Genomic DNA, 24,796 nt, shown 5'->3' on the forward strand with positions numbered 1-24,796 from the left:
GGTGTGACGGTTCCGACGTCTGGTCGCCAGGTGGCTTCGACACGCCTCCTCGCTAGCGCTCGTCGACGGCTCAACCAGCGGAGGGGACGCCCGTCGGCTGCTCAACCAGCTGCAGGAAAGCCGAGGGCGGCCCAACCGTAAAGGATGCGCTCGCCTCCGAAACCAACTCTCGGCGGGACACTCGTCGATCCTCAACCAGCACAGCACTACACGGGCAACTGACTCCCCGACCGCCGCAGCTCCGCGAACGCCTTGATCGTCGTCGACGTTGCCGTCGCGATCGGTCGCAGATCCGGTCCAGCCTCGACCTTCGACACCATCACCACGTTGTCCACGTACGGCTGGATCGTGCTGGTGTTCTGCACTGTCGCAACGATGATCAACTGGAACCCGAACTTGCGGAAGGCCGACAGCGCCTGCTGGGCGAACTGCGGGTCGGACTTGGAGAACGCCTCGTCGAGCATCAGCTGGGCGAAGATCGGCCGGTTGTCGTTGCCGTGCGGGCTGGCCAGGTTGAAGCTCAGCGCACCGGCGAGACAGAAGGCCATCAGTTTCTCCTGCTCGCCGCCGGAGTTGTCGCCGGCGTTGGAGTAGGTGCGGATGGTTTCGCCGCTCTCGGCGTCGTGCTCCTCGCAATAGAAGTCGAAGCGGTTACGCACGTCGAGGGCGTCGCGCGTCCACTGGCGGTCCTCCGGGGTGTTGCCGGCCAGGCGTTCGCGTAGCAGCAGGATGTCGGAGTACTGCTCGAGGATGGCCTGCTCGTCGCCGAAGCTGACCGCTGTTGCGCGGTTGGAGATCTGGCGGGCTTTCTCGGTCAGCTCCTCCACCGCGGCGAGCTTCTTGCGACCCGGGACCAGCCGCAGGCGGGTACCCCGGTTGAACGCCACCGCGCCGAGACCTGTGTTGACGCGCTCGATCTGCTCGACGATGCGTCGTTCCTCGGCGTCGGCGGCCATGTGCAGGCCCAGGATCGCGCCCGGGGCCTGCTCGGTGATCAGGCGGCGCATCCGCTCGTAGGCGGAGGGCAGCTCACGTTCGTCGATGCGGCGGCAGACGGCGACGTAGTCGTGGATGCGCTCGTCGAAGTCGTCGCTGTCGTTGGGAATGGCGTCGGGAAATTCCTCGTCGTAGGTGTCGAGGATTCGGGCCAGTTCGTCGCGGGAGCGTCGTGCGTCGGAGCGCATGCGATCGCGTTCGCGGCCGGCGGCCTTGACGATCTCCTGGCGGTACGGCTCGGGGTTGAGCACGTCGAGGGTCGCCGAGAGGTCCTCGCGGAAGCCGTCGAGGGTCTTCTCCGCCTGCGCGGCAACGTCTTCGGGCTTCAGCCGGTCGATGAGGTCGAGTAGCTGGGTGCGGCGTTCGTCCTGGCGGGCGATCTTGTCCTTGACCAGCGCGGCCTGCGAGATCGCGTGGCGCACCTGCTCCCAGAGGTCTTCGGCCTTGCGCTGCAGGGCCTCGACGTCGGGGTTCTCCTCCATGAGGAGGTCGTACTGGTCGGTGAGCTGGTCGACGCGATCATCGACGGAGTCGACGTCGATCTCGTTCCACTGCGTGAACTGCTCGCACACCCGGCGATAGGCGTCGCGGCGTCGTTCCTTGGCGGAACGTTCGCGGTCGAGTTCGGCGCAGTCCTCGCGGGCGTCGTCGAAAGCGCGCTCCTCGTAGGCGAGTTCGTCGCGCAGCGCGGAGATCTTGGATTCGACGTCGCCAACGAAGATGTACTGCGACCGGCGCAGCTGCTGGCGGTCGTCCTTGACGGCCAGCTTCGCCGAATCCTTGCGCAGACCCTGATCGGTGACGGCCTTGGCGTACTGGGAGAACTCCCCCGGGTTGTCGACGCACATGTGGTTGCCGAGCTTCGCGAGCACGGTCATCGCTTCGGCGGCACACGGATGGCCGGGATCGACGGAACGCAGCTTGGACGCCAGGGTGCCCGGCTCGACGTCGGGCATCGGACGGGTCTCGGCCTGATGCAGCTGGATCCGGCCGCGCATGTCGTGCGAGTTGACGAAGCGCAGGGCGGAGCGGAAGTGCTTGTCCGGCACGAGGAGTCGCAGGCCAGCGTTGCGCAGGACCTTCTCGACGGCCAGGCGCCAGCGTTCCTCGTCGGGGTCGAGTTCGACGAGTTCGGCGACATACTTCAGCTCGGACTCGTCGATCTGCAGCGCGTGCGCGATCACGCGGCGCATCTCGTGCTCGGTGCGCGGCAGCGCGGAACCGGCCTGCTCGACGCGGCCGAGTTCTTCCTGCGCGGTGTCGCGGCGGCTGCGGGCAGCGACCTCGCGGGCCAGCGCCTCGGCGTAGTGGGCGCGGCCGGCCTCGAGCTGGCCGTCGATCTTGGTGGCTTCCTCGATGAGCTCCTCACGCAGCGACCAGAAGCCCTCGGCGTTGGTGGGGGCGCTGAAGCCGAGGGCGGAGACCTTGTCCTCGTAGGCGTTTCGTCGTGCGGTGACCTCGGTGCTGAGTTTCTGTGCGCCGCCGAGCTGTTCGCGCAGCGGGGCGAGGTCGCCGGTGGAGGTGGCGATACGGGCCAGCAGCAGGCTGTGGTCCTGGCGCAGCTGGTCGTGCTGGGTGGTCAGCGCGGCGAGATCGCCGTCGAGGCGGGTGATCTGGTCGTCGAGGTCGGCGACCTCGGGCTGCGCGTTGCGGATCCGCAGGTTGTTGACATAGCTGCGGATCGTGGTGCTGTCGATGGTGTCGAGGACGGAGAAGGTGGCCGACTCGCTCGCGTACCGCTCGTGGACCTCCTCGATGTTGCCGAGGATGGTGCGCTTGCGGCGCGCGACGTCGAGCAGTTCACGGGCCTCGACGAGCGGATCGATCTGCTCCAGCGCATCGGAGATGCCGACGATGGACGTCGGGGCGTCGAGCATGAACTCCCGCACGAACTGTGCGAGGCCGCCGACGCTCTTGAGCGACTTGGCCTTTCCGAGGAGCTGCTGCGCGGCGTCGGACCCGCGGATGCCGATGAGCGAGTACAGCGTCGAGAGGTACTTGCCCTCGCCGGGTCCGCCGCGCCAGCCGCGGTCGCGGAACTTGGCCGAGTTGTAGTTGGCCGCGGCCCACTCGTTGCAGACCTCGACGATGTCGGCGTCGCCGTCGTAGATGAAGTACGAGCTGTGCGAGTCGGTCATCTTGCCCGCGGCCAACCACTTGAGGACCAGACCGGTGATGGCGGTGCCCGAGGTGGAGGTGTAGGTGACCGCGATGGCCGCCCACGCCGGGCCGGTGCCGCGCAGGTACATGATCTCGCGGTGCGCGTTGGTGCCGTCGCGTCGCTCACCCCACGCGCCGCGCACGTACTTGCCGACGGTGCGCTTACCGCTCGACGAGCCGGCGGCGGTGGCGTCACCCGAGGCGTTGAAGTTGCGGCGATGGTCGGGCAGGAACGCCAGCGAGATGGCGTCGAGCAACGACGACTTACCCGAACCCGACGACCCGGTGATCAGAGAACCGTTGGAGCTGAACGGGATCGAGTGATACCCGTCGAACACGCCCCAGTTGATCAGCTGCAACCGGGACAGGTGGTACTGGTCGACGCTCACCAGTCGTCTCCTTCGTCGTCGCCGAAGCCGTCCTCGGCGTCGTCGGGCCGGGCGGGATCGTCGGCTGCGTTCTCCGGCGGCTCCTCCCCCGTGTCGCCAGAGCCGATGAACTGCTCGAACTGGCGCTGCAGGTCCGTGATCACCGACGCCGTCATGACCGCGGAGATCACCGGGCTCACGGTGAAGGTGTCGGCGTCGTCGCGCTGCTTGCGCAGGAACTCGAGTTCTTCCATCTTGTCGATGGCCCGCTCGATGCGCTTGTCGAAGAGCGCGAGGTCGCGGTCGATGGTGTTGGTGACGCCGGCGAAGAGCTCGTGGATCTCCTCGCGGGTGATCAGCGCATCCTCGTCGCGGGCGGCTCGGATGTACTTGGCCAGGTGCAGCGCCAGGATCGCGTCGTAGGTGTGGACGGTCTCGCGCTTGAGAATGCGTCGGCCCCACCGGGACTCGTAGCCGGCCTGTTCGACGAAGGCGACCTGGAGTTCGTCGACGAGGCGGAGGCGAAGGTCGAGTTCGGACAGGCGGATTCGCAGGACGTCCTGGTACTCGGACACCCACGACCACAGCTGCGGCTGCCGGTCGCCGCTGACGTAGCGGCGGGCCAGCAGGTTCTGCAGTGCCCAGCAGGCACGGTCGGGCATCTCGCTGACGTCGCCGTCGAAGCGGGGGGCGCTCGGGGTATGCGTCGCCGCACGATTGGCGACGGTGGGCAGATCGTCGAAGCCGGCGAATTCTTCGGGGGTTGCGGGAGCTTCGGTTTCAGGGCCCTTCGAGGCTCGCTCCGCTCGCACCTCAGGGAACGAGGGGTCGGTGTCGTCGGTGGTGGTCATTCGGCGTCGACCTCCGCAGTCGGAATCGGTTCGGTGAAGGTGAGGTCGGGGACTTCGATGGCGTGGTCCTCCCCGAGGAGGGACCGGAAGCGCACGGTGGTCATCGGCACCTTCTCCCCTGCCGCGGCCTGCTTCTGGGCCCAGGACCACAGCACGATGACGTGCGCGAGGTACGGCTCGTCGAGGCCTTCGATGACGTCGGTGAGCGCGACCGGGCCGGCGGTGACGGCGTTGTTCACGGTCTCGGTGAGTTCGACGGTGTCGACCTGGCCAGTCATCGAGGCGAAGGCGGTGAGGTCGGCGTCGGCGCCACCTGCGGGCAAAGCTGGGGCGGGCGGGACGTGTTCACGGATCTCGAAGGCGAGGCGGCCGATCGAGTTGAGAGTCGGGGCGGCCAGCGGCAGTTCGTAGCCGAGGCGACGGTCTGCGAGCGAGGACTTGAGCAGGTCGTTGGCGGTGGCGAGGGCGTCGTTGAGCTGACGCGCGAGACCGCGGCTCTGCTCGAGGGTGCCCGATGCGACGAAGCGTCGGATACGACGGGCGCAACGCTGGCGGGTGCGGCCGACCTCGGCCATCTGCTGGGTGACCAGACCGAAGAAGTTGTCCATCACCGATCGCAGGCCGGCGTCCATCCCGGGGAAGTTCTCGATGATGGTGTCGATGTCGACCTTGAGGCGGGCGCGACGCTCCGGGTCCTGGATCATCTGGGAAAACGCCTGGTACGACGCCGACTGCGACGACTGCAGTAGCGCCTCGTAGTCGTCGAAGAGCTGGCGCTGACGGTCGCGGTAGGCGAGGTCGGAGTCCCCCGGGTCGTCGAGCAGCGCGGTGGTGATGCGGTCGAGCATCGTGCCGTACTGGCCGATGTCGGAGATGATCTGCTCCATCTGGTAGCCGATCGCGCGGGCGGAGTCCTCGGCGACGCGGAGGTCGACCGGTGGGCGGCGGCCGGCTTCGAGGTCGGCGAGCTCGGCGTCGAGGTCGGACATCTGCGCCTCGAGCTCGAGGCGGATGGTCTCGGGGTCGTTGCTGACCTGCCCGGCGACGCGTCGGAGTTCGGCGGCGATGCCGGTGATCGAGCCGCCGGTGGCGATGGAGTCCTCGCGGCGCTGGCGGCGCATGAAGTCGAGGACCGTGCGGGCCTCGCTGGTCAGATGGCAGAGGTTGGGGGCGTCGGGGTCGGTGGTGTCGGTGACGCGGTGCAGCCAGCCCTGACGGGCCCACAGTTTGACCAGTTCCAGGCCGGTGGGCTGGTCGTCGGTGAGGTCGAGTTCGGCGAGGTCGCGTTCGAGCCGCATCGTGAGCTCGACCTCCGACATCTTGGTGCCGTAGTCGAGGTGACGCTCCATCAAGGTGACGTAGAGAGCCGAGTTGTTCGCGGCGAACAACTTGACCGCCGCCGACTTCTGCAGCGCACGGTTGGCATCGAGGGCGTCGCCCAGCGTGACCTGCGCCGATTCCGACGGCACGGCAGGTCGCCCGGCCTCGCGCTGAGCCGGGAAGGCAGAACTCTCCATCGCCGCCTCACGGGGTTCTCGGGGACTACAGGACCCGCGACAGTCTGCCACGTCCACCCGGCCGCACCCCAGTCCGGTGGGTCGCGCGTCCAGCCGTCGGTCACGGGCATCGCTACTCTGTGCGACATGGTGATGGCTGATCGTCCCGAGGTGGAGACCGCATCCGGACCGTTGACGGCGCTGGCCGTCGCCGGCCTGGCGTCGAGCATGCTCGGTGGACTCGCCCGCGTGCCGTTCAAGAAGCCGTGGTCGGGACCTTCGGGCCTGCTCGACAACATCGGCCAGGCCGTCACCCGGCAGTCCATCCGTACGTTCATGGGTTACTCGATGGGTCTGCCGATCGAGGAATTCCGGTCGATGGAGAAAATCCTCGACGAGATCTGCCGCGTGGTGATGCCACCGTTCGTCGAACTGACCGACGGGGTCGAACTGACCGACGACACCATCGGCGGCGTCCCCGGCCTGTGGTGTCGCGCGAAGGCGAGTACCGACGCCTACGTCGACGAGGACGAGGAGAAGCAGGAGATCGGCGCGACCATCCTGTACCTCCACGGCGGCGGGTACATCGGGACGTCGCCGATCATGTATTCGGCGTTCGCGTCTTCGCTGGTGCGGATCACCGGGTTCGAGGTCTTCATCGCCGACTATCGGATGGCACCCGAATTCCCCTTTCCCGCCGGGGTTCTCGACGCCGCGGATGTCTACCAGGCACTCCTGGGACGCGGGGTGACACCCGAGCACATCATCGTCGCGGGCGACTCCGGCGGTGGTGGGCTCGCGGCGTCGTTGGTGGCACACCTGCACGAGCAGGGTCTACCCAAGCCCGGTGCGATGGCGTTGTTCTCCCCCGAAATCGATCTCGACCTCGATCACCCGTCGATCACCGAGAACGCCCAGTACGACGTGCTGCCGTGGAACATCCCGGTGACGCCGTACCTACATGGTGTGCAGCCGAACGATGCTCGCGTCTCGATCATCCACGCCGACCCGGAGCCGGACTGGTTCCCACCGACTTTCGTGTGCTGGGGCAAGGACGAGATGTTCCGCGACGGCATCAGGGAATTCGCGGCGCGGCTGGAGGACTCCGAGGTGCCCACGCGCGCGCTCGAGGAACCGGGGATGTTCCACGTGTTCCCGATCCTGATGCCCTGGGCCGAGGCGTCGAAGCGGGTCTTCCGAGAACTCCAAGAGCTCGCCCAGGGCCACGTTGCCAGCGACCCGGACGCGCTGCAGACGCACTGAGGTCGTCGGCTCAACCCAGGACGAACGCGAGCAGGAAGCCACCCGCGGTGGCCAGGCCGACCCACCAGCCGCCTTCTTTATAGGCCTCGGGCATGAGGCCGTTGGCGAGGACGCCGAGGGTCGCGCCACCGGCGAAGGCCTGGACGATGCTGACCGCGGTCGGCGAGATGGCGTCGGAGACTGCATAACCGCCCACGGTCACCGCGATGAGGATCGCGGCGGTGGCCACCCACATCACGAGCGCGTACCGCAGCGACATGTCGTGTTCGCGTCTCATCAACGACGCCCCACTGACCGCTTCCGGGACATTGCCGACGGCGATCGCCACCACCAGGACGAGCGAGCCGCCAGCGGTGAGCGAAACGCCCAGCGCACTGTTCTCGGGGACGCCGTCGAGGAAGACGCCGAGCATGAGAGCCGGGCCGATCGCGCGGGAGCCGAGTTTGGTTTCGACGACGTGGTCGGCGACCACGTAGACCGCGGTTCCTAGAAGCAGCGCTACCCCGGCGAGGCCGAAGCCGGCCTGTGTGAACGCCGGCTGGAAGAGCTCGATGGAGACCGCGGCGATCATCGTGCCTGCGCCGAAGGCCATCAGGGTCGCCAAGACTCGAGCCGGGAGATCCCACCGGAGACCGATCGCGGCACCGATCGCGATGGGTACCGCGGTGATGAGACCGTAGAGAATCGCGGTGAGCATGAGTCCAGCTTGCGCCTCGTCGTTCGGCGAGATGGTGCGACACGTCGGACGGGATCGGTGTCGTCCAGGTGGACGACGGCGAACGACGGTTACGGAGCCGTAGAGGTCGGGTTCGTCCGGAATCCGTGAGAAACAGGTCACAGAATTGCGGATCCCTCGCTCGACCTGCGGAGACACAGACGATATGCTGACTTACGTCCGATGAACCGGTCAGACCCCCGACCCGACCGGTTCGTCGGACATTTTTGTTGCCGGACCATCCTGCTGTCCTGACGAGCGGTTGAGGGACGGGCGCGCGTCGAGCGACGTGTTACGCAGACCGGCCATCCATTTATTCCAGCGGTAACCACCCGGTAATCGTCGAGGGGTGAACTGGTTCTCGTAGCAATCAGCTACTCGATGCGATCGAAATCTTCCGATCCACCGCTCTTGGGCAATGATGCCCGATCCGCATTCGTCTCACACGCCGAGCCGCCAGGCGCCGTCGTCTCGCCATCCAGGAGTCCTTGTGCCCTCTTTCGACGAATCCATCACCGAGAACATCGCCGCATCGCTCGCGGAGATCCCGCACCCGTCGCTGCCGAAGGGCTCCAACATCTACGGCGGCACCAAGATCTTCCCGGACTATCAGGCCGAGGACGGCGAAACCTACTTCACGCTGGTGCACGGCATCGCCCACGAGTCGTCGGTGTCGTTCGTCGCCGTCCTGCAGGCAACCCGCGCACTGCGCAAGGGCTTCGAGTCGGCCATGTACTTCTACGGCCCCGGAGCCATCAATTGCCTTGCCACGCGCGGCTTTCCGACGACAGGCGACTCCGGCTTCCCCGGTGAACAGAACATCAACAACGCGCTCGAGACCTTCATCTCCGAGGGCGGCACCGTGTTCTGTTGCCGCTTCGGGCTCGCGCTCCATGGCGGTCGCGAGGAGGACTTGATCGAGGGCGTCATCCCGGCGCACCCGCTCGACGTCCAGGACGCGATCATCCACTACGCACGCAAGGGCGCGATCATCAACTCGACGTACATGGTCTGAGTCGCAACACTTTCCGCACCACCGACCCTGGGACATTCCTATGACCACCATCGGAACCGTCGCGGCGAACTTCACCCGCGATCTCGAACAGAACTACGCGACGATCGAAGAGTATGTCGCCCAGGCGCGGGCCCGCGGCGTCGACTTCCTGGTCTTCCCCGAGGCGGCGATCGGCGGATACTTGTCGTCGCTGGGCAACCACGGCGACACCCGGAAGAACAGTGCACGGTCGCTGCCACCGGCGATCTCCCTCGACGGACCCGAGATCGCGCGGGTGCAGTCCATCGTCGGAGACCTGGTGGTGGCGATCGGGTTCTGCGAACTCGGCGAGGACGGCGAGACCCGCTACAACGCGGCCACAGTCCTCGACGGCCACCGGATCTACGGCAGCTATCGGAAGGTCCACCAGCCGCTCGGCGAGAACATGTCGTACTCGTCGGGCGAGGGATACGGCGTCTTCGACACCCCGGTCGGACGGGTCGGACTCCAAATCTGTTACGACAAGGCGTTTCCCGAGGCCGCCCGCATCATGGCTCTCAAGGGTGCCGAGATCATCGCCAGCCTCTCGGCGTGGCCGGCGGCACGCACCGCCACCGCCGAGAACCTTCAAGAGGACCGCTGGACCTACCGGTTCAACCTCTTCGACGCCGCGCGCGCCCTGGAAAACCAGGTGTTCTGGGTGGCGTCGAACCAGAGCGGGACGTTCGGGTCGTTGCGGTATGTCGGTAACGCCAAGATCGTCGACCCGGGCGGCAACATTCTCGCCACCACTCTCCTCGGCAGCGGTCTCGCGGTCGCCGAGGTGGACATCTGCGAGAGCTTCACCGCGATGCGCGCCGGCATGTTCCACCTGCGGGACCGCCGCCCAGAGAAGTACGGCCTGCTCACCGAACCAGAGACCGCCGACGACCTCGCCTGGCGGGACCTCGCTCATGCCTGAGATGACCGTCCAGGTGCGCTGGCCCGACGGGCTGTTCCGCCAGTACTACTCCCCCAGCCTCGTCCTGCACGACCACCTCGCGCCGGGTTCGTACCGCGTCGACGACTTCCGGAAACGAGCCACCACCGCGCTCGACGAAGCCAGCGCACGGGTGCGGGCCAAGTACGGGTTCGCGTGCACCTCGGCCGCCGCGTCCGCTGCGGAGATCACCAAGGATGCTGCGCGGCATCTGGACTCGGCGGAGGTCGAAGTGGTCTCGATGTACCCGCCGCTACCCGCGCACACCACCGACCTACGGGAGCGCTCATGAACACACACGTTCCGGTCGTCGTCATCGGCGGCGGGCAGGCCGGCCTCTCGGTCAGCTGGTATCTCGGAGAGGCCGGAGTCGAGCACATCGTCGTCGACGCCGAGACCGCGGTCCACGCGTGGGCCGACAAGCGTTGGGACAACTTCACTCTCGTGACACCCAACTGGCATTGCCGTCTACCCGGGTATGCCTACGAGGGTCCGGACCCCGACGGGTTCATGACCCGCGACGAGGTGGTGGCCTGGCTGGAGGGGTGGCTGCAGACCTTCGAGCCGCCGCTCGTCGAACACACGCGGGTGACCCGTCTGCAGCGGCTCGGTGTTGACCGGTTCGAGGTGACCCTCGACGGTCCGGACGGCGTCACCTCCGTGACGTGCGACCAGGCGGTGATCGCGACCGGTGGTTATCCGCTGCCGGTGATCCCGGCGTTCGCGTCGGCGCTCGATCCGGCCGTCCATCAGATCCACTCCGAGGAGTACTTCAACCCGGACCAGTTGCCCGAGGGTGCGGTGTTGGTCGTCGGAACCGGGCAGTCGGGCACGCAGATCGCCGAAGACCTGCACCTGGCCGGGCGGCAGGTGCATCTGGCGGTCGGCAACGCGCCGCGGGTCGCACGGTTCTATCGCGGACGCGACTGCATGACGTGGCTGTCGGACATGGGGCTCTACGACACTCCCACCCAGGAGTATCCGGGTGGCCGTGCCGCGCAGGAGAAGACCAACCACTACGTCACCGGCCGCGACGGTGGCCGCGACATCGACCTCCGACGCTTCGCTGTCGAGGGCATGCAGCTCTACGGCATGCTGACCGACGGCAAGGACTCGACGCTGCGGTTCGCGCCGACGCTCAGCGATGCACTGGACAAGGCCGACGCAACCTACAACTCCATCTGCTCCGACATCGACCGGCACATCGACTCGCTGGGGATCGAGGCGCCGGAACCCTCGCGGTACGAACCTGTGTGGGCTCCCGACGAAGACCCTGCCGAACTCGATCTCGCAGCAGCCGGGGTGACGTCGATCATCTGGGCCATCGGGTACCGACCCGACTACCGGTGGATCGAGGCCAGCGCCTTCGACGGTGGGGGTCGCCCGATGCAGACGCGCGGGATCACCGAGGTCCCCGGGCTCAGCTTCGTCGGGTTGCCGTGGATGCACACCTGGGGATCGGGACGGTTCCTCGGGATCGATCGGGACGCGAGGTACGTGGCGGAGCACATCCTCGGTGTTCTGGGTGAGAACCGCCCGCGGTTGGCGGCGGCGCAGTAGATGGCTGAGCGGGATGCGGTCGTCGCCCGCCCTTCGTGGCTCGTCGCTAACGCTCCTCGCACCTCAGGGAGCAGTAAAGCTCACACCTCAGGGAGCGAGGGTCGAGCACATCGATTTCCTCAAGGAGGAGTACCCATGACGGTATCCACACGAGTTGACCTGGCACTGCTCGGCATTCGGGGCGAGCCGCCGGTGCAGCGGACCGGCGGGGCCGGCCCCAGCGACGACGGCCATCTGATGGTCGACGGCCTGCACGCCGCGATCCCACGAAACCCGCAGAGCCCGTTCGTCTTCGACGGCGAGCGCGTCCTGTACGACGGCGTCGACGTCGGCATCGAGGTCGAGGCGATCGGGCGGCCCCGGTTCTACGACCTGCAGACCGCCGACGGCACCAGCTACGAGAAGATCGCCCGTCTACACGGCCGCAACGTCCTGGCGACGACGGTGGTCCAGACGTGCATCCGCTACGACGAGTCGGAGCGGTGCCGGTTCTGTTCCATCGAGGAGTCGTTGAGGTCGGAGTCGACGATCGCGGTGAAGAAGCCAGATCAGCTGGCCGAGGTCGCCCGCGCGGCAGTCGAACTCGACGGCATCACCCAGATGGTGATGACCACCGGCACCACCGGGGGTCGCGACCGTGGGGCCCGCCACCTCGCGCGGTGCGTCCGCACGATCAAGGCCGCGGTCCCCCACCTGCCGATCCAGGTGCAGTGCGAACCACCTGCCGACCTCGCGGTCCTGACCGAGCTGCGGGAGGCGGGCGCCGATGCGATCGGCATCCACGTCGAATCCCTCGACGACGACGTCCGGCGCCGGTGGATGCCGGGCAAGTCGTCGGTCTCGATGGCCGAGTATCGCGAGGCGTGGACCGAGGCCGTCCGCGTTTTCGGACGCAACCAGGTGTCGACGTACCTGCTTGTTGGGCTCGGTGAGGACACCGACGAGATGATCGCCGGTGCCAAGGAACTCGCCGACCTGGGTGTCTATCCGTTCATCGTGCCGTTCCGGCGTCATGCGGGAACGCTCGCCGTGGACGTCGACGATGCACCCGCACCGGATCCGGCCATCGTGGAGAAGATCAGCCGCGAGGTCGCGCGCCATCTCACTCTGATCGGGATGGCGGGCGCCGATCAGCGGGCCGGATGCGCGGCGTGCGGCGCGTGCAGCATCCTGCCGACGGTGGGTGGCTGAATGAGAACAACCACCAAAGACGCAGTGGCCGGCGAACTCTCGATCCTTGCCGGTCGACGCCGCGTCGCCCCACGCCCGGACTTCCTGATCACCGTCGCCGACACCGCGGTCGAGCATGCCGCCTACCGTGCGATGCGGCACCTGGAGTTCGTCGATCGACAGGGACTTTTCGCGCATTCCGACCTCGACGACACCGACGACGATCCACGCACCGTGGTCCTCGTCGCGACCCTCGCGGACGGTTCCATCGCCGGCGGAGTCCGCGTCGCACCCGTGCGGTGGGACGGGTCGTCGGACACCGAGGACATCGGGTGGTGGTTCGGCAGCCGGCTCGTGGTCGCCGACCCCGGGCACGCGGCCGGGATCGGTCCGGCGCTCGTGCGGGCGGCGTGTGCGCACGTCGAACAGCGGGGCGCACTGCGCTTCGACGCCACCGTGCAGGACCGCTACGCACTCATGTTCCGGCGGCTCGGCTGGGACGACTGCGGGGCGGGTCCGGTGATCGCAGGTCAGACGCACCGGGAGATGCGGTGGCCCATCCATAGGATCCAGCGGACCGTCGACGGCACCAAAGCAGTCCTCGCGGAGGCACTTGCACCGTTTGCCGACCAGGATGGCGGCCTCGGGGCAGCCGGATTCCGCGGTGACGACGGCGTGCCGCTACCCGGCACCGATGTGATCGCGGCGTGCGATGCCATCATCCCGTCGATGATCGAACGTGATCCGGAATGGGCCGGGTGGTGTTCGGTGCTGGTCAACATCAACGACCTGTCCGCGATGGGTGCGAGACCGATCGGGCTGCTCGACGCGGTCGGCGCGCCCACGACCTCGCATCTGACCCGCATCATCCGCGGGATCTCCGCAGCCGCACGAGCCTGGCAGACACCGGTTCTCGGTGGTCACACTCAGGTCGGCGTGCCGTCGGCGCTGTCGGTGACAGCGTTGGGGACCACGGGCAGTCCGCTGCGGGCCGGTGGCGGTGCGGTCGGCGACACTGTGACGCTGCACGCAGACCTCGGCGGGTCGTGGCGCCCGGGCTATCACGACCGGCAGTGGGACTCGACGAGCTCACGCAGCAGCGACGAATTGTGTGCGATGGCAGGTCATTTGGCGAGGGTCGGACCGGCGTCGGCGAAGGACGTGAGCATGGCCGGGATCGCCGGGACCCTGGGCATGCTCGCCGAGGCGTCGGGCACCGGAGCCGAACTCAACGCCACCGCCGTGCCGCGGCCGGGCGACGCGTCGATGGGTGCGTGGCTGACCTGCTTCCCCGGGTACGCAATGCTAAGTACGGACCGGCCGGGTCGTCGTACCGATGTGCCTGCGCCGGACGCTCTCACGGTCGCGGATTGTGGGCGTCTCACCTCGGAACCCGGCGTGCGACTGCGGTGGCCCGACGGTGCGGTGACCGTCGCGGTGGCCTCCACGGTCACCGGGCTGGGGGCCGCATGATCGGACCCCGGGTGACGCCCTCTCGCCAGTTCTCGGTCGGTACTGTTCGACCATGAGCACTGTCACCCTCGGTGCTCTCGCCGCGCACTTCGGCCGCGACGTGGAGCGCGGTGTGTCCAAGGCCGTCGGCATCGTCGAGGCGGCCGCGCGCGATGGCGTCGACCTGCTCGTCTTCCCGGACGCCACCCTCGGCGGTTACCTCGGCGACCTGCGCAATCCCGACCCCGACGAGCTGCCTCCGGCGCTGGATCCCGACGGACCCGAACTGGCCGCCATCATTGCCGCCGCAGGCGACACCACGGTCTGTATCGGTTACACCGAGGCCGATGGCGACAAGCATTTCAACACGGCGGTGTGTGTGTCCGGCGACGGGATTCTCGGCACACACCGCAAGGTCCATCAGCCTGCCGGTGAGTCCCTGGCCTACGCGGCCGGTGACGAGTTCCGTGCGTTCGACACTCCGGTCGGGCGGATCGGGATGCTCATCGACTACGACAAGACGTTTCCGGAATCGGCCCGCACGCTCGCCCTCGACGGCGCGCGGATCATCGCTGCCCTGTCCGCGTGGCCGGCAAGCGTGACCGACCGCGCCGCCCGGCTCCCCGCCGACCGCCAGTCACGACTGTTCGACCTCTACGACTGCGCCCGCGCCGCCGAGAACCAGGTGTTCGTGGTCTCGTCGAACCAGACCGGGGTGATGGGGTCGTTGCGGTTCCTCGGACAGGCCAAGGTCGTCGGACCCGGCGGCGACATGCTCGCCACCACGCGGTCGAAGGGCGGGTTGGCCAGTGTCACCGTCGATGTCGACGCGGAGATCGACCGGGCACGTCGAGTACTGAGCCACCTCGCCGAACTGCGCCCGGACTCCTACCGCAGCGCGAGACGCCAGGCCGGGTCGATCGCGGACCTATCATGACCGGTGTGGACTCCCCCTCACTCCGCGTCGCGCTGCTGACCTACTCGACCAAACCCCGTGGCGGCGTGGTTCACACGCTGAACCTGGCCGAAGCGATGGCGCGACTCGGCGTCGAGGTGACGGTCTGGTCGCTGGCACGCGGCGGTGACGACGGGTTCTTCCGCGCGGTGGACCCGGCGGTGTCGCTGCGACTCGTGCCGTTCGCCGACCGCGTGAACGAGACGATCACCGACCGCATCGTGCGGTCCATCGCCACCCTGCGCGACGCCTTCGACGCAAGCGCCTACGACCTCGTGCACGCCCAGGATTGCATCAGCGCCAATGCCGTCGGGACATGTATCCGCACGATCCACCACCTCGACCAGTTCACGACGCCGATTCTCGTCGAATGTCACGAGAAGGCCGTCGTGAATCCGTATGCGCGGATCTGTGTGTCGCGGGCGGTCGCCGACGAGGTGGAGCACGGCTGGGGGCTGACACCGGACGTGATCCCGAATGGTGTTGCCTACCAACGCTTCGCCGACGCCGCGTCGGATATCCCCGAGGCCGTGGAAGCACGTGGGCGATGGACCGGGAAGCTCGGTGACTACGTGCTGGCGGTCGGCGGGATCGAACCGCGTAAGGGCAGCATCGACCTGCTGAACGCGTATGCGTCTCTGCGAGAGCGCCATCCGGAGCTGGCGCTGGTCTTCGCCGGCGGGGAGACGCTGTTCGACTATCGGGACTACCGCGCTGACTTCGACCGCCGCCGGGCCGAACTGGACGTCGAACCGATCGTCCTCGGCAACGTGCCCGACGACGAGCTGCCGTCGCTGGTCGCCGCCAGTCGGGTGTTCGCGTTCCCGTCGGTCAAGGAAGGGTTCGGGCTGGCCGCGATGGAGGCATTGTCCGCGGGGCGGCCGGTCGTGACGCGTGAGCTGCCGATTCTCCGAGAGGTGTTCGGCGACACGGTCGCGTACGCATCGACCGTGCCCGAACTCGCCGATGCGCTGGCGGACGCGCTCACGCCGGACCCGGCACGCGTCGACTCCGGCCGGTCGCTCGCCGCGTCGTTGACGTGGGAGGACGCGGCTCGTCGTCATCTCGAGTTCTATGCGCGCCATCCGATGCCCACGCGCACATGACCCATTCGCGAGCCGCCGAACGCGCCGGGATTCTCGCGGTGACGCTCACCGCGTTCCTGTGGGGAACGTCGGGAACGGCGGCCGCGCTGGCTCCCGCACTCAGCGCGGTCACGATCGGCGCGATCGCGATGGCGGGCGGCGGATTGCTGCAGGGAGCTGTCAACGCTCGCGCGGTGCGTGCCGCGTGGCCGTCGTTGTCGCAGCGGTGGCCGACGGTGCTGGCGGGCGGCGTGTGCGTGGCGATCTACCCACTGTGCTTCTACGGCTCGATGCGCATCGGTGGCGTCGCGCTGGGCACCGTGGTGTCGCTGGCGTCGGCGCCGTTGTTCTCGGCGGTGATCGAACGTGTGGCGGAGGGTCGGGCGTTGACGACGCGGTGGTGCGTCGCGTGCGCGCTGGGCATCGCCGGCAGTGTCGCGCTGGCGTTGTCGCGCAGCGAGTCGTCGCATGGTGACTCGGTCACCGGCAGCACCGCGTCGGCCTGGGGTGTCGTACTCGGGCTGGGAGCGGGCGCGACCTACGCGGGTTTCTCGTGGGCGATGCGACGCCTGATGAACCAGGGGCTCGCCCGCGGGGCGTCGGCCGGTGGCGTCATGGGACTGGGCGGGGTGCTGTTGCTGCCGGTGGTCGCGGTCTGTGTGCCGTCGGTGATCGATCACCCGGAAAGCCTCGGCGTCCTCGCCTATTTGATCGTCGTGCCTCAGTTCCTCGGTTACGTGCTGTTCAGCCGCGGGCTGGGACGGATCGACAGTTCGACCGCCACCACCATCACCCTCATCGAACCGGCGGTCGCCACAGTGCTGGCGGTCGTCGTGCTGTCGGAATCGATCACCGCGAGCGGTTGGGCGGGCATCGCGGTGCTGGCGGTGGCGCTCGTCGTGTTGATGGCTCCCGCGCGGCGTCGGAGATCGGTTAGCGTCGAGCGGAGAAGTACGCACAACGGCGCCCCCGCCGTGGATGAGGAGGACATGCATGAAGCAGTTCCGAGAGGCCGTCGAGGCACGTGACGCGCAGGCGATGCAGGATCTGCTCGCCGACGACGTCGTCTTCACCAGCCCGGTCGCGTTCAAGCCGTACCCGGGTAAGGCGATCACCTCGGCGATCCTACGGGGCGTGCTGCGCGTCTTCACCGACTTCCGCTACGTCCGGGAGATCAACGACGAGGGCGGTCGGGATTCGGCGCTGGTCTTCGAGGCCACCGTCAACGGCAAGGCGGTCACCGGCTGCGACTTCATCCACGTCGACGACGACGGGAAGATCGACGACTTCATGGTGATGGTCCGGCCACTGTCGGGTGCGCAGGCCCTCGCCGAAGCGATGGGGGCGCAATTCGACCAGATCGCGGCCGAAGCGGCCGCCGAGACCGCGAACGGGGCGAACGCATGAAACTCGGTCTGCAACTCGGATATTGGTCCGCGCAGCCGCCGGCCGGTCACGCCGATCTCGTCACCGCCGCCGAACAGGCCGGCTTCGACTCGATCTTCACCGCCGAGGCGTGGGGGTCGGATGCCTACACCCCGCTCGCCTGGCTCGGGTCGTCGACGACCCGCGTACGGTTGGGCACCTCGGTGCTGCAACTCTCGGCCCGTACGCCGACCGCCTGTGCGATGGCGGCGTTGACCCTCGACCACCTGTCCGGTGGACGGCACATCGTCGGACTCGGCGTGTCCGGGCCGCAGGTCGTCGAAGGGTGGTACGGGCAGAAGTTCGCCAAACCGCTCGGCCGCACGCGCGAGTACATCGACATCATGCGTCAGGTCTGGGCGCGGGAGGCGCCGGTCACCAGCGCCGGGCCGCACTATCCTCTGCCGTACAACGGCGAGGGCGCGTCGGGACTGGGTAAGCCGCTCAAGCCGATCACGCATCCGTTGCGTGCCGACATCCCGGTCATGCTCGGCGCCGAGGGGCCCAAGAACGTCGCACTCGCAGCCGAGATCGCCGACGGTTGGCTGCCACTGTTCTACACACCGCGCATGGCCGACACCTACAACGCCTGGCTCGACGAGGGATTCGCCAAGCCGGGTGCCCGCCGCAGTCGCGACGACTTCGAGATCATCGCGACCGCCCAGATCGTCATCACCGACGACCGGGCCGCGACCTACGCCGCCATCAAGCCGTTCCTCGCGCTGTACATGGGCGGAATGGGCAGTGAGGACACCAACTTCCACGCCGAGGTGTATCGCCGCATGGGGTATTCCGACGTCGTCGACGAGGTGACCAAGCTGTTCCGTTCGAACCGCAAAGAGGAAGCGGCGCAGATCATTCCCGACGCCGTCGTCGAGGACTCGGCCATCGTCGGCGACCTCGACCACGTCCGCGAGCAGATCAAGGTCTGGGAGTCGTGCGGTGTCACCACGATGCTGGTCTCCCCGCGCACCATCGAGGAGATCGATCAGCTCGCCGGCCTCATCAGCTGATGCTGTCCCCCGCCCGGTTCACGATCATCGACGACGTCGTCGCGTTCCCGACGCCCATCGCGGAGACGTTCGACTATCTCACCGATCCGAGCAATCGGCCTGCGTGGCAGTCGAGTCTGCGTCGCATCGACGACCTGCAGGTGGTCGGCGACCGGGCGGGTGACGTCGGCACAAGCTGGACCGACGTCACCGTCGTGCCCGGGGTCGGTCCGCGGATGGAGGTCACCGACTGCGAGCCGCATCGGTTGTGGCGGGAAGTCGGTGGATGGCGATCGGTCGACGCAGTACTGACGTTGGGCTTCGAGGAACGATCCGACGGCGGCACGGATGTCCACGCCGTGGCGACGTTGACGGTGCCTGCCATCGGCGTGCCCCTGCTGGCGGTGAACCGGTGGCCGGCGGTGCGGGCGATCCGCGCCGACCTCGCTCGTGCGGCCCGGCTCGTCGCCGAGCATGATGGTCGGTGATCACCGGCCGCTCGGGTAGCGTGACCAGGGTGAACATGAAGAATGCGACGCTCGCGCTCGGCGCGGCCCTCGTCCTCGCGGTGGCCGGCTGTAGCTCCGACTCCGATTCCGATTCCGGCACAACCGAAGCCACCGGTACCGCCGCAGCCGGCAGCACCGACACCGGTTCGGCTCCGACCAGCTGCCCCACCGCGTCGGCCAAGGACGGCGCCGAGCCGCAGTGGACCTTGAAGGGCGCCACCGGCGAGATGGAGATGGTCGCCGCCACCGAGAACGAGGCGCCGAAGATCACCGTCCAGTCGCCGTTCAGCGTCGATCAGACCGTGGTCGAAACCCTCGTCGAGGGCGACGGGCCCGTCGTCGCCGAGACCGCATCGGTCACCGTCTGCTACGTCGGCGTCAACGGACGCAACGGCGAGGAGTTCGACAGCGCCTACCAGAGCGGCACTCCCGTCGACTTCCCGCTGAACGGCGTGATCCCCGGCTTCAGCAAGGCGATCGCCGGGCAGAAGGTCGGTTCCAAGGTAGGCGTCGCGATGACGTCGGCCGACGGTTACGCCCAGGGACAGCCGAGCGCCGGGATCGAGCCCGGCGATACGCTCATCTTCGAGATCGGAATTCTCGCGGCGTCTTAGGGATCTAGAACGAAATACGAAGGGCTGGTGGCCGTTTGGTCACCAGCCCTTCGTGGCTCGTCGCTATCGCTCCTCGCACCTCAGGGAGCGAGTGGTGGCGTCGACCGCTCCTCGTTTCCGACTGCCGAACCTCAACTCGACCGGCAGACGTCGATCGAAGTCTGCAGGTCGGGTTGAAGTCGACCGGTTTGCGGAGCCTCGTGCTGGACGGAAGAACTCGCTCGTTACAGCGCGCGGTGCCGGATGTCGATCGGCAGACCGTCGGCCGGGGTGGGTCCGGTGCCGTAGGTGAGTTCGGGCTTGTAGCCGGCCGGGACGGTCCACTCGAAGCGCTGCAGCATCTGGTGCAGGATCGACTTCACCTCCATGCCACCGAAGTACAGGCCGATGCACTTGTGTGCGCCGCCGCCGAACGGGGCCCAGGCGAAGCGGTGGACCTTGTCCTCGCGACGCTCGGCCGAGAAGCGCTCGGGGTCGAAATGGGTGGGGTTCGGCCACCATTCCTTGCGCAGCATGGTCGCCCAGGGGTGGATGGCCAGCAGGGTGCCCTTCGGAATGTAGTGGCCGCAGATCTCGGTGTCCTCGATCGCCATCCGGAAGAGCATGCCGACGGGGGCGTTGAGGCGCAGGGTCTCCTTGAAGGCGAGTTCCATGCTGGGGAGCTTGTCGACGTCGTCGTAGTCGATCGTCGGCTTGTTGAGGGCCAGCGACTCCTCGCGCAGACGCTGCTGCCACTCCGGATGGCGACCCAGGAAGTAGGTCAGCATCGACAGCGCGATGGTGGACGTGTCGTGCGCGGCCATCATCACGAAGATCATGTGGTTGACGATGTCCTCGTCGGTGAAGGTCTCACCCTCGTCGCTCTCGCTGTTGCAGAGGACGGTGAACAGGTCGTCGGCGTCGCTGCCGCGGCGCAGCGGGATCTCGGAGCGGAAGTACTCCTGCAGGACCTCGCGGCCGCGGAGTCCCTGCGCCCAGGTCCAGTTGCCGACATCCTTGCGGACCATCGCCTGACCGCCACGGACCGCGGCCTCGAAGGCCTTCTCGAGGCGATGTGCCTCGGCTTCGCTCACGTGCGCACCCATGAAGACCTCGGTGGCAAGCGAGAGCGTCAGGTCCTTGGTGTTGGAGTACATGTGGAAGCCCTTGCCCACCTGCCAGTTGGCGAGGGTCTTCTCGATGTGCGGGGTCATGATGTCCAGATAGCCGTTCAGGCGCGGGCGACTGAAGGCCTGCTGCATGATGCGGCGGTGCTGCATGTGCTCGTCGAAGTCCATGAGCATGACGCCACGGCGGAAGAACGGACCGATCATCGGCTCCCAGCCGAGCTCGCTGGAGAACGCCTTGTTGCGGTTCATCCACACGGCCTCGATGGCGTCGGGGCCGACGAGGGTCACCATGTTCATGCCGAGGGCACCCGACCAGGACACCTGGCCGTACCGCTCGAAGCGGTCCATCGCCGACTGCAGCGGGTCCGCGAGGGCCTGAAGGGTGTTGCCCAGGTACGGGATACCGGGATCACCCATGACCGGCTTGAGGCCTGAACCCGCAGGTGGCTCGGCCAGCGGGCGCTCTTTGCTCGGGTACATGCTGCTCAGCTTGCCGAGCGCGGTCTGCATCTGCTTCTTCCGACTAGCCATGTCCTTGCCACTCCCCGTTGATCCGTTGTGCCTTAGGTCACTATGCACCATTGGAACGGATTTTGACAGTTGTTTCAAGAGGCGAGTCTGTGTCAGCCGCTCAGTTCCCTCGGCTATTCACGATTTCACCGACAGAGTTCGAGGCCAGGCGTGGTGCGAGCACGCCGAAGGAGACGATCACGACCAGTCCCCAGACCAGGTACGACGACCCGATGACGTGCTGCCACCAGGCCCACGACAGCTCGGCGTCGTAGCGCTGCGGGACGTGCTGATGCGGAGCGTAGGCGAAGATGATCAGCCCGGTGCCGACCATCCACCACCAGATTCTCGACGCCTCCAGGCGTGCGGCCAGTGCGATCAGCACCAGGAGCAGCGGCACGATCCAGACCCAGCTGTGGTCCCAGGCGACCGGTGAGCAGAACAGCCAGGCGAAGGCGACGGTCATCACGGCCGCGACCTCGAGCGTCTCGTCGCGACCATTCGCAGAGGCCTCCGACGCGGACAGCAGGCGCCACGCCGACCACGCGATGAGCAGTCCGACGACGAGAGCCGCGCCGAACCAGATGAGCTCCGACTCGAAGCCGAGTCGGGCCACCTCGCCCTTCACCGACTGGTTGTTGGCGAATTGCGGACTACCGATGCGTTCGGTGTCGAACAGGGTGGATGTCCAGTAGGTGACGGAGTCGTCGGCCGCCAGCAGATACCCGATGCCGGCGTAGGCGACGGCCGACACCGCGCCGACGACGAGTGCTCGCCAGTCGCGTCGGAGGAAGAACAGCAGCAGGAAGACCGCCGGGGTGAGCTTGATCGAGATGGCCAGACCGACCAGCAGGCCGCGCCACCAGCGCCCTCGCCCGAGCAGGGCGTCGACGATGACGAGGGTCATCAAGACGATGTTGACCTGCCCGAAGTTCAGAGTGTCGCGGACCGGTTCGAGCCACAGGCCGATGGTGGTCGCGGCGGTCGCCAGCCACCAGAGATCCGACGACGAGCGGTCGGTCAGGTGGGCCACCACGATCCGGCAGACCACCAGCAGGCAGGCGATGGTCGCAGCGGTGAACAGCGCTTGACCCAGTCCCAACGGGACGACGGTGAACACGGAGAACAAGGCCGCCGCCAGGGGTGGATAGGTGAACGGCAGATAGGAGCCGCCGCCGAGCGTCGGAAGGGTGCCGTAGAGGTCACCGCCGTCGAGGAAGACGCGGCCGCCCATGCGATAGACGTCGAAATCGATGCGATAGGGCACCGGCGGATGGTTCGGGAGTACGAAGATCGCGATCGCCGCACTGACGAGGAAGACGACGAGCGTCAGCCTTCGCGCCCACGCCGAACGGAGATAGCGATCGATCACCGACCGGGGAATGTCCACAACTGTCACGAGCCCTCTCTTCCGAGCGGGATCGTATCGCGGTGGAGCTGAGAGTCAGCGGGGGCGGCGGTGACCCCGCTGAGGTGGTTGTGTGTTCAGGGCTCAGGCAGCGCCGGATTCTTCAGCGGTTTCCGACGTGGCTTCGTCGGGATAGCCGTCGAGCATGATCGTGGCGACCGCGCCCAACGCCTCCTCCCACGCCGAGGTCATCGCCGGCGTCCACGACTCACCGCCGATTTCACCCATGGCGGCGATCATGCATTCGGCGACCGCGCTGTACATCGGCCTGGTGACGCCGAGGCTCGCATGCCGCTTGCCGAGGGCGTGCAGGTTGGTCGTCAGCCACGCCGCGTCCTCGAGATGGTCGAGGACCGAGACGACGGCGGTGCGCAGCATCTCAGCCTGGACGCGGGTGTCCCGCTGGAACATCGGCTTCACGCCGGGATAGCGCTCGAAGAGGATCTCGTAGAACCGGACGGTGAGACCGGAATCGGGTAGATCGACGAGGGTCAGGCTTTCTTCCAAGAGTTGCTTGTCCATGCACAGACCCTGCCGCTGCGGCGTTGCGTCCGGAATGTCGTGCCGCAAGAGCTGCGTAACGGTGATCTCACAAGCGCCTTGGGTGCGTGTGAGATGGACGCCGGGCGGTCGCCTCGGTCGACCGGATTGTTCTGCGAGTCCATCTCGTCACCGAGCAGCCAGAAGAGAATGAGCCAAGAAGAAAGACAAACCCACCCCTCTTCGTCCGCATTGCGTAACGCCTGTGACTGTTGATCACTAGAGACGACGATGCAGTTAACGAATGTGAAAGATATTGCAACACCGCGGTTCTGACGTTCCGAACCGCTGTGGAGAAACCTGGAAATTCGAACGTCTGTTCGAGTACATTGGGGTCATGGCAAAGCTCGACTCCCTCCTCGACCAGCTCATCGCGATCACCCCTCCGGTCGACGACCCCTCCGGGAAAGCAACATTCGAAGAAATCGATTCATTGCGACAGATGCGCAACGTCGTCGACCACAAGATCGTCTGCCACACAGCGCAACTCAACCATAGTCATGTGGCGGAAAGATCCGGTTCCACCACCAAGCGACTGCTGATCGAGATGGGATTCCCACCATCCGCAGCTTCCCGGCTCATGCGCATCCTCGCTGGCCTGTACGGCCTCGGCAAGGTGGTCGGACACGCTGCGGATGGGCGACTGTCGGTCGAGGTCGTCGACGCCGTCGTCAGCGGGGTCGCACTCATCGAGAAACGCTCGCCTGACGGCCTCTCCGACGGTGATCGGGCCGAATTCGAGTCCCAGCTCGTCAGCCAAGCCCTGTCGGGAGCGACGCCCGCCGAGGTCCAGACCTTCGCCCGGCGGATCGGCAACGACGTCGCCGAGTCAGTGGACACGGGCGTTCCCGCATCCGACGATCGCTCATTGAACACGCTCAATCACAGCGTGACGGATGACGCTCGGATCGACATCCGCGCCAATGTCACGCAGGTGATCGGTGAGAAGTTCGCAGCGATGATCGACGAGCGTGCGGCACCTCGCCCAGAGCCGGACGGCGCGGACGATCGACGATCGGCCGAACAACGCCGGGCCGACGCTTTCGAACTACTACTGGACCAGGCAGCTCTCGGCGCATCCGTCGACAGCGCGGGGTCGGCACATACCCAGATCGTGCTGACGATCCCGGCGGACGGTGAAGATCCCGCCGCGCTGCCGTGGACGGGTTCGGTCACGCACGCGACCGCGCGACAGTTGTCCTGCGACGGCACGGTTTCCGAGATCGTCATCGACGCCGAGACCGTGCCGCTGCAGATGGGCCGTGAGCAGCGCCTGTTCCCGGCCCACCTGCGACGAGCGATCATCATCCGCGATGAGTTCTGCATCAAATGCGGTGCACCGCCGTCTCATACGCAGGTGCACCACGTCGAGCACTGGAGCGACGGCGGAAACACCGATCTCGACAATGGCTGCCTGCTGTGTCAGCGCTGCCATACCCAGGTTCATCACCACGGATGGGACGTCGTCATGGGATTCGATCGACACCCGTGGCTCGTCCCGCCCGTCGAGATCGACCCGCAGCGTCGGCCCTGCCCCGCCTACAACCGCCGCACCATGCGCCTCGACGACGCCGCATGACGCCAGCTTTCGCGTAGCACCTTCTCGCACCCGGCATACGAGCACAGAGCCGGGACCGCATTCGAT

22 protein-coding genes are annotated in these 24,796 nt (G+C 67.1%); 15 read left to right on the forward strand and 7 right to left on the reverse strand.

Annotated features, from left to right (window positions below; translation table 11 throughout):
- Positions 1-206: 206 nt before the first annotated feature.
- Genes PWF70_RS12250 through PWF70_RS12260 form a run of 3 tightly spaced genes read right to left on the reverse strand, consistent with a single transcriptional unit; the run spans position 207 to position 5,892 of the window.
- Positions 207-3,545 (reverse strand): ATP-binding protein, encoded by a 3,339-nt coding sequence (locus PWF70_RS12250; protein WP_286352616.1) that lies wholly within the window; start codon positions 3,543-3,545, stop codon positions 207-209.
- Positions 3,542-4,375, reverse strand: coding sequence for a DUF4194 domain-containing protein (locus tag PWF70_RS12255; protein WP_283348931.1), 834 nt, complete (start codon positions 4,373-4,375; stop codon positions 3,542-3,544). Before PWF70_RS12255 ends, PWF70_RS12250 begins: the two co-directional genes overlap by 4 nt.
- Positions 4,372-5,892 (reverse strand): DUF3375 domain-containing protein, encoded by a 1,521-nt coding sequence (locus PWF70_RS12260; RefSeq protein ID WP_283348932.1) that lies wholly within the window; start codon positions 5,890-5,892, stop codon positions 4,372-4,374. The genes PWF70_RS12255 and PWF70_RS12260 overlap by 4 nt, the downstream gene beginning before the upstream one ends.
- Positions 5,893-6,018: 126 nt before the next feature.
- On the opposite strand from PWF70_RS12260, the gene PWF70_RS12265 reads away from it, so the two are divergent.
- Positions 6,019-7,134, forward strand: a complete 1,116-nt coding sequence (locus tag PWF70_RS12265) for an alpha/beta hydrolase (RefSeq protein ID WP_286352617.1) — start codon at positions 6,019-6,021, stop codon at positions 7,132-7,134.
- Positions 7,135-7,144: 10 nt separating this feature from the next.
- Here PWF70_RS12265 and PWF70_RS12270 read toward each other — a convergent pair whose 3' ends face one another.
- A complete protein-coding gene (locus PWF70_RS12270; RefSeq protein ID WP_286352618.1) occupies positions 7,145-7,831 on the reverse strand; it encodes a ZIP family metal transporter in 687 nt (228 codons plus the stop codon).
- 508 nt (positions 7,832-8,339) lie between these two features.
- Between PWF70_RS12270 and PWF70_RS12275 the strand changes: the two genes are divergently transcribed.
- The 13 genes from PWF70_RS12275 (at position 8,340) to PWF70_RS12335 (ending at position 19,584) form a co-directional block, all read left to right on the forward strand.
- Positions 8,340-8,864: an MSMEG_0572/Sll0783 family nitrogen starvation response protein gene (locus tag PWF70_RS12275; RefSeq protein ID WP_074848887.1), complete on the forward strand. Its 525-nt coding sequence runs from the start codon at positions 8,340-8,342 to the stop codon at positions 8,862-8,864.
- A gap of 40 nt (positions 8,865-8,904) precedes the next feature.
- Entirely contained in the window at positions 8,905-9,804 is a 900-nt protein-coding gene (locus PWF70_RS12280; protein WP_075863237.1) for a carbon-nitrogen hydrolase family protein, read from the forward strand.
- A complete protein-coding gene (locus PWF70_RS12285; protein WP_075863238.1) occupies positions 9,797-10,114 on the forward strand; it encodes an MSMEG_0570 family nitrogen starvation response protein in 318 nt (105 codons plus the stop codon). Before PWF70_RS12280 ends, PWF70_RS12285 begins: the two co-directional genes overlap by 8 nt.
- On the forward strand, positions 10,111-11,382 hold the full coding sequence (locus tag PWF70_RS12290; protein ID WP_286352619.1) for an MSMEG_0569 family flavin-dependent oxidoreductase: 1,272 nt from the start codon (positions 10,111-10,113) through the stop codon (positions 11,380-11,382). Before PWF70_RS12285 ends, PWF70_RS12290 begins: the two co-directional genes overlap by 4 nt.
- 135 nt (positions 11,383-11,517) lie before the next feature.
- Positions 11,518-12,573, forward strand: coding sequence for an MSMEG_0568 family radical SAM protein (locus tag PWF70_RS12295; protein ID WP_286352620.1), 1,056 nt, complete (start codon positions 11,518-11,520; stop codon positions 12,571-12,573).
- Positions 12,574-14,025, forward strand: coding sequence for an MSMEG_0567/sll0787 family protein (locus PWF70_RS12300; protein WP_286352621.1), 1,452 nt, complete (start codon positions 12,574-12,576; stop codon positions 14,023-14,025).
- Between the two features lie 52 nt (positions 14,026-14,077).
- The gene (locus tag PWF70_RS12305; RefSeq protein ID WP_280072267.1) at positions 14,078-14,941 is read left to right on the forward strand and encodes a carbon-nitrogen hydrolase family protein; all 864 of its coding nucleotides are present in this window, start codon (positions 14,078-14,080) and stop codon (positions 14,939-14,941) included.
- Positions 14,938-16,065 carry an MSMEG_0565 family glycosyltransferase gene (locus tag PWF70_RS12310; RefSeq protein WP_286352622.1) on the forward strand — a complete coding sequence of 376 codons (1,128 nt, stop codon included), beginning with the start codon at positions 14,938-14,940 and terminating at the stop codon, positions 16,063-16,065. The genes PWF70_RS12305 and PWF70_RS12310 overlap by 4 nt, the downstream gene beginning before the upstream one ends.
- On the forward strand, positions 16,062-17,072 hold the full coding sequence (locus tag PWF70_RS12315; RefSeq protein ID WP_286352623.1) for a DMT family transporter: 1,011 nt from the start codon (positions 16,062-16,064) through the stop codon (positions 17,070-17,072). Before PWF70_RS12310 ends, PWF70_RS12315 begins: the two co-directional genes overlap by 4 nt.
- Positions 17,038-17,451, forward strand: coding sequence for a nuclear transport factor 2 family protein (locus PWF70_RS12320; protein ID WP_286352624.1), 414 nt, complete (start codon positions 17,038-17,040; stop codon positions 17,449-17,451). Before PWF70_RS12315 ends, PWF70_RS12320 begins: the two co-directional genes overlap by 35 nt.
- The gene (locus tag PWF70_RS12325; protein WP_127963055.1) at positions 17,448-18,482 is read left to right on the forward strand and encodes an LLM class F420-dependent oxidoreductase; all 1,035 of its coding nucleotides are present in this window, start codon (positions 17,448-17,450) and stop codon (positions 18,480-18,482) included. The genes PWF70_RS12320 and PWF70_RS12325 overlap by 4 nt, the downstream gene beginning before the upstream one ends.
- Positions 18,482-18,949, forward strand: coding sequence for an SRPBCC family protein (locus tag PWF70_RS12330; RefSeq protein ID WP_280072258.1), 468 nt, complete (start codon positions 18,482-18,484; stop codon positions 18,947-18,949). The genes PWF70_RS12325 and PWF70_RS12330 overlap by 1 nt, the downstream gene beginning before the upstream one ends.
- A 35-nt stretch (positions 18,950-18,984) precedes the next feature.
- Entirely contained in the window at positions 18,985-19,584 is a 600-nt protein-coding gene (locus PWF70_RS12335; protein WP_035751723.1) for an FKBP-type peptidyl-prolyl cis-trans isomerase, read from the forward strand.
- A gap of 224 nt (positions 19,585-19,808) precedes the next feature.
- On the opposite strand, the gene PWF70_RS12340 is transcribed toward PWF70_RS12335, so the two are convergent.
- The 3 genes from PWF70_RS12340 to PWF70_RS12350 form a co-directional block, all read right to left on the reverse strand.
- Positions 19,809-21,224, reverse strand: a complete 1,416-nt coding sequence (locus PWF70_RS12340) for a cytochrome P450 (protein ID WP_187346496.1) — start codon at positions 21,222-21,224, stop codon at positions 19,809-19,811.
- A 100-nt stretch (positions 21,225-21,324) separates the two neighbouring features.
- A complete protein-coding gene (locus PWF70_RS12345; protein WP_286352625.1) occupies positions 21,325-22,602 on the reverse strand; it encodes a glycosyltransferase 87 family protein in 1,278 nt (425 codons plus the stop codon).
- A gap of 93 nt (positions 22,603-22,695) precedes the next feature.
- Complete coding sequence (locus tag PWF70_RS12350) at positions 22,696-23,133, reverse strand: globin domain-containing protein (RefSeq protein ID WP_035751621.1); 438 nt, start codon at positions 23,131-23,133, stop codon at positions 22,696-22,698.
- Between the two features lie 355 nt (positions 23,134-23,488).
- On the opposite strand from PWF70_RS12350, the gene PWF70_RS12355 reads away from it, so the two are divergent.
- Positions 23,489-24,730 (forward strand): HNH endonuclease, encoded by a 1,242-nt coding sequence (locus tag PWF70_RS12355; protein ID WP_286352626.1) that lies wholly within the window; start codon positions 23,489-23,491, stop codon positions 24,728-24,730.
- Positions 24,731-24,796: the final 66 nt, after the last annotated feature.

This window comes from Gordonia sp. Swx-4 (genome assembly GCF_030316175.1).
In the GTDB taxonomy this organism is placed as follows: Bacteria; Actinomycetota; Actinomycetes; order Mycobacteriales; family Mycobacteriaceae; genus Gordonia; species Gordonia alkanivorans.

What these genes read in the sequence shown, in the direction of transcription:
- PWF70_RS12255 (WP_283348931.1), bottom strand. Translation starts at nt 4,375, where the DNA reads ATGACCACCACCGACGACACCGACCCCTCGTTCCCTGAGGTGCGAGCG.
- PWF70_RS12260 (WP_283348932.1), bottom strand. Translation starts at nt 5,892, where the DNA reads ATGGAGAGTTCTGCCTTCCCGGCTCAGCGCGAGGCCGGGCGACCTGCC.
- PWF70_RS12265 (WP_286352617.1), top strand. Translation starts at nt 6,019, where the DNA reads ATGGTGATGGCTGATCGTCCCGAGGTGGAGACCGCATCCGGACCGTTG.
- PWF70_RS12270 (WP_286352618.1), bottom strand. Translation starts at nt 7,831, where the DNA reads ATGCTCACCGCGATTCTCTACGGTCTCATCACCGCGGTACCCATCGCG.
- PWF70_RS12280 (WP_075863237.1), top strand. Translation starts at nt 8,905, where the DNA reads ATGACCACCATCGGAACCGTCGCGGCGAACTTCACCCGCGATCTCGAA.
- PWF70_RS12285 (WP_075863238.1), top strand. Translation starts at nt 9,797, where the DNA reads ATGCCTGAGATGACCGTCCAGGTGCGCTGGCCCGACGGGCTGTTCCGC.
- PWF70_RS12290 (WP_286352619.1), top strand. Translation starts at nt 10,111, where the DNA reads ATGAACACACACGTTCCGGTCGTCGTCATCGGCGGCGGGCAGGCCGGC.
- PWF70_RS12295 (WP_286352620.1), top strand. Translation starts at nt 11,518, where the DNA reads ATGACGGTATCCACACGAGTTGACCTGGCACTGCTCGGCATTCGGGGC.
- PWF70_RS12300 (WP_286352621.1), top strand. Translation starts at nt 12,574, where the DNA reads ATGAGAACAACCACCAAAGACGCAGTGGCCGGCGAACTCTCGATCCTT.
- PWF70_RS12305 (WP_280072267.1), top strand. Translation starts at nt 14,078, where the DNA reads ATGAGCACTGTCACCCTCGGTGCTCTCGCCGCGCACTTCGGCCGCGAC.
- PWF70_RS12310 (WP_286352622.1), top strand. Translation starts at nt 14,938, where the DNA reads ATGACCGGTGTGGACTCCCCCTCACTCCGCGTCGCGCTGCTGACCTAC.
- PWF70_RS12315 (WP_286352623.1), top strand. Translation starts at nt 16,062, where the DNA reads ATGACCCATTCGCGAGCCGCCGAACGCGCCGGGATTCTCGCGGTGACG.
- PWF70_RS12320 (WP_286352624.1), top strand. Translation starts at nt 17,038, where the DNA reads ATGAAGCAGTTCCGAGAGGCCGTCGAGGCACGTGACGCGCAGGCGATG.
- PWF70_RS12325 (WP_127963055.1), top strand. Translation starts at nt 17,448, where the DNA reads ATGAAACTCGGTCTGCAACTCGGATATTGGTCCGCGCAGCCGCCGGCC.
- PWF70_RS12330 (WP_280072258.1), top strand. Translation starts at nt 18,482, where the DNA reads ATGCTGTCCCCCGCCCGGTTCACGATCATCGACGACGTCGTCGCGTTC.
- PWF70_RS12335 (WP_035751723.1), top strand. Translation starts at nt 18,985, where the DNA reads ATGAAGAATGCGACGCTCGCGCTCGGCGCGGCCCTCGTCCTCGCGGTG.
- PWF70_RS12340 (WP_187346496.1), bottom strand. Translation starts at nt 21,224, where the DNA reads ATGGCTAGTCGGAAGAAGCAGATGCAGACCGCGCTCGGCAAGCTGAGC.
- PWF70_RS12350 (WP_035751621.1), bottom strand. Translation starts at nt 23,133, where the DNA reads ATGGACAAGCAACTCTTGGAAGAAAGCCTGACCCTCGTCGATCTACCC.
- PWF70_RS12355 (WP_286352626.1), top strand. Translation starts at nt 23,489, where the DNA reads ATGGCAAAGCTCGACTCCCTCCTCGACCAGCTCATCGCGATCACCCCT.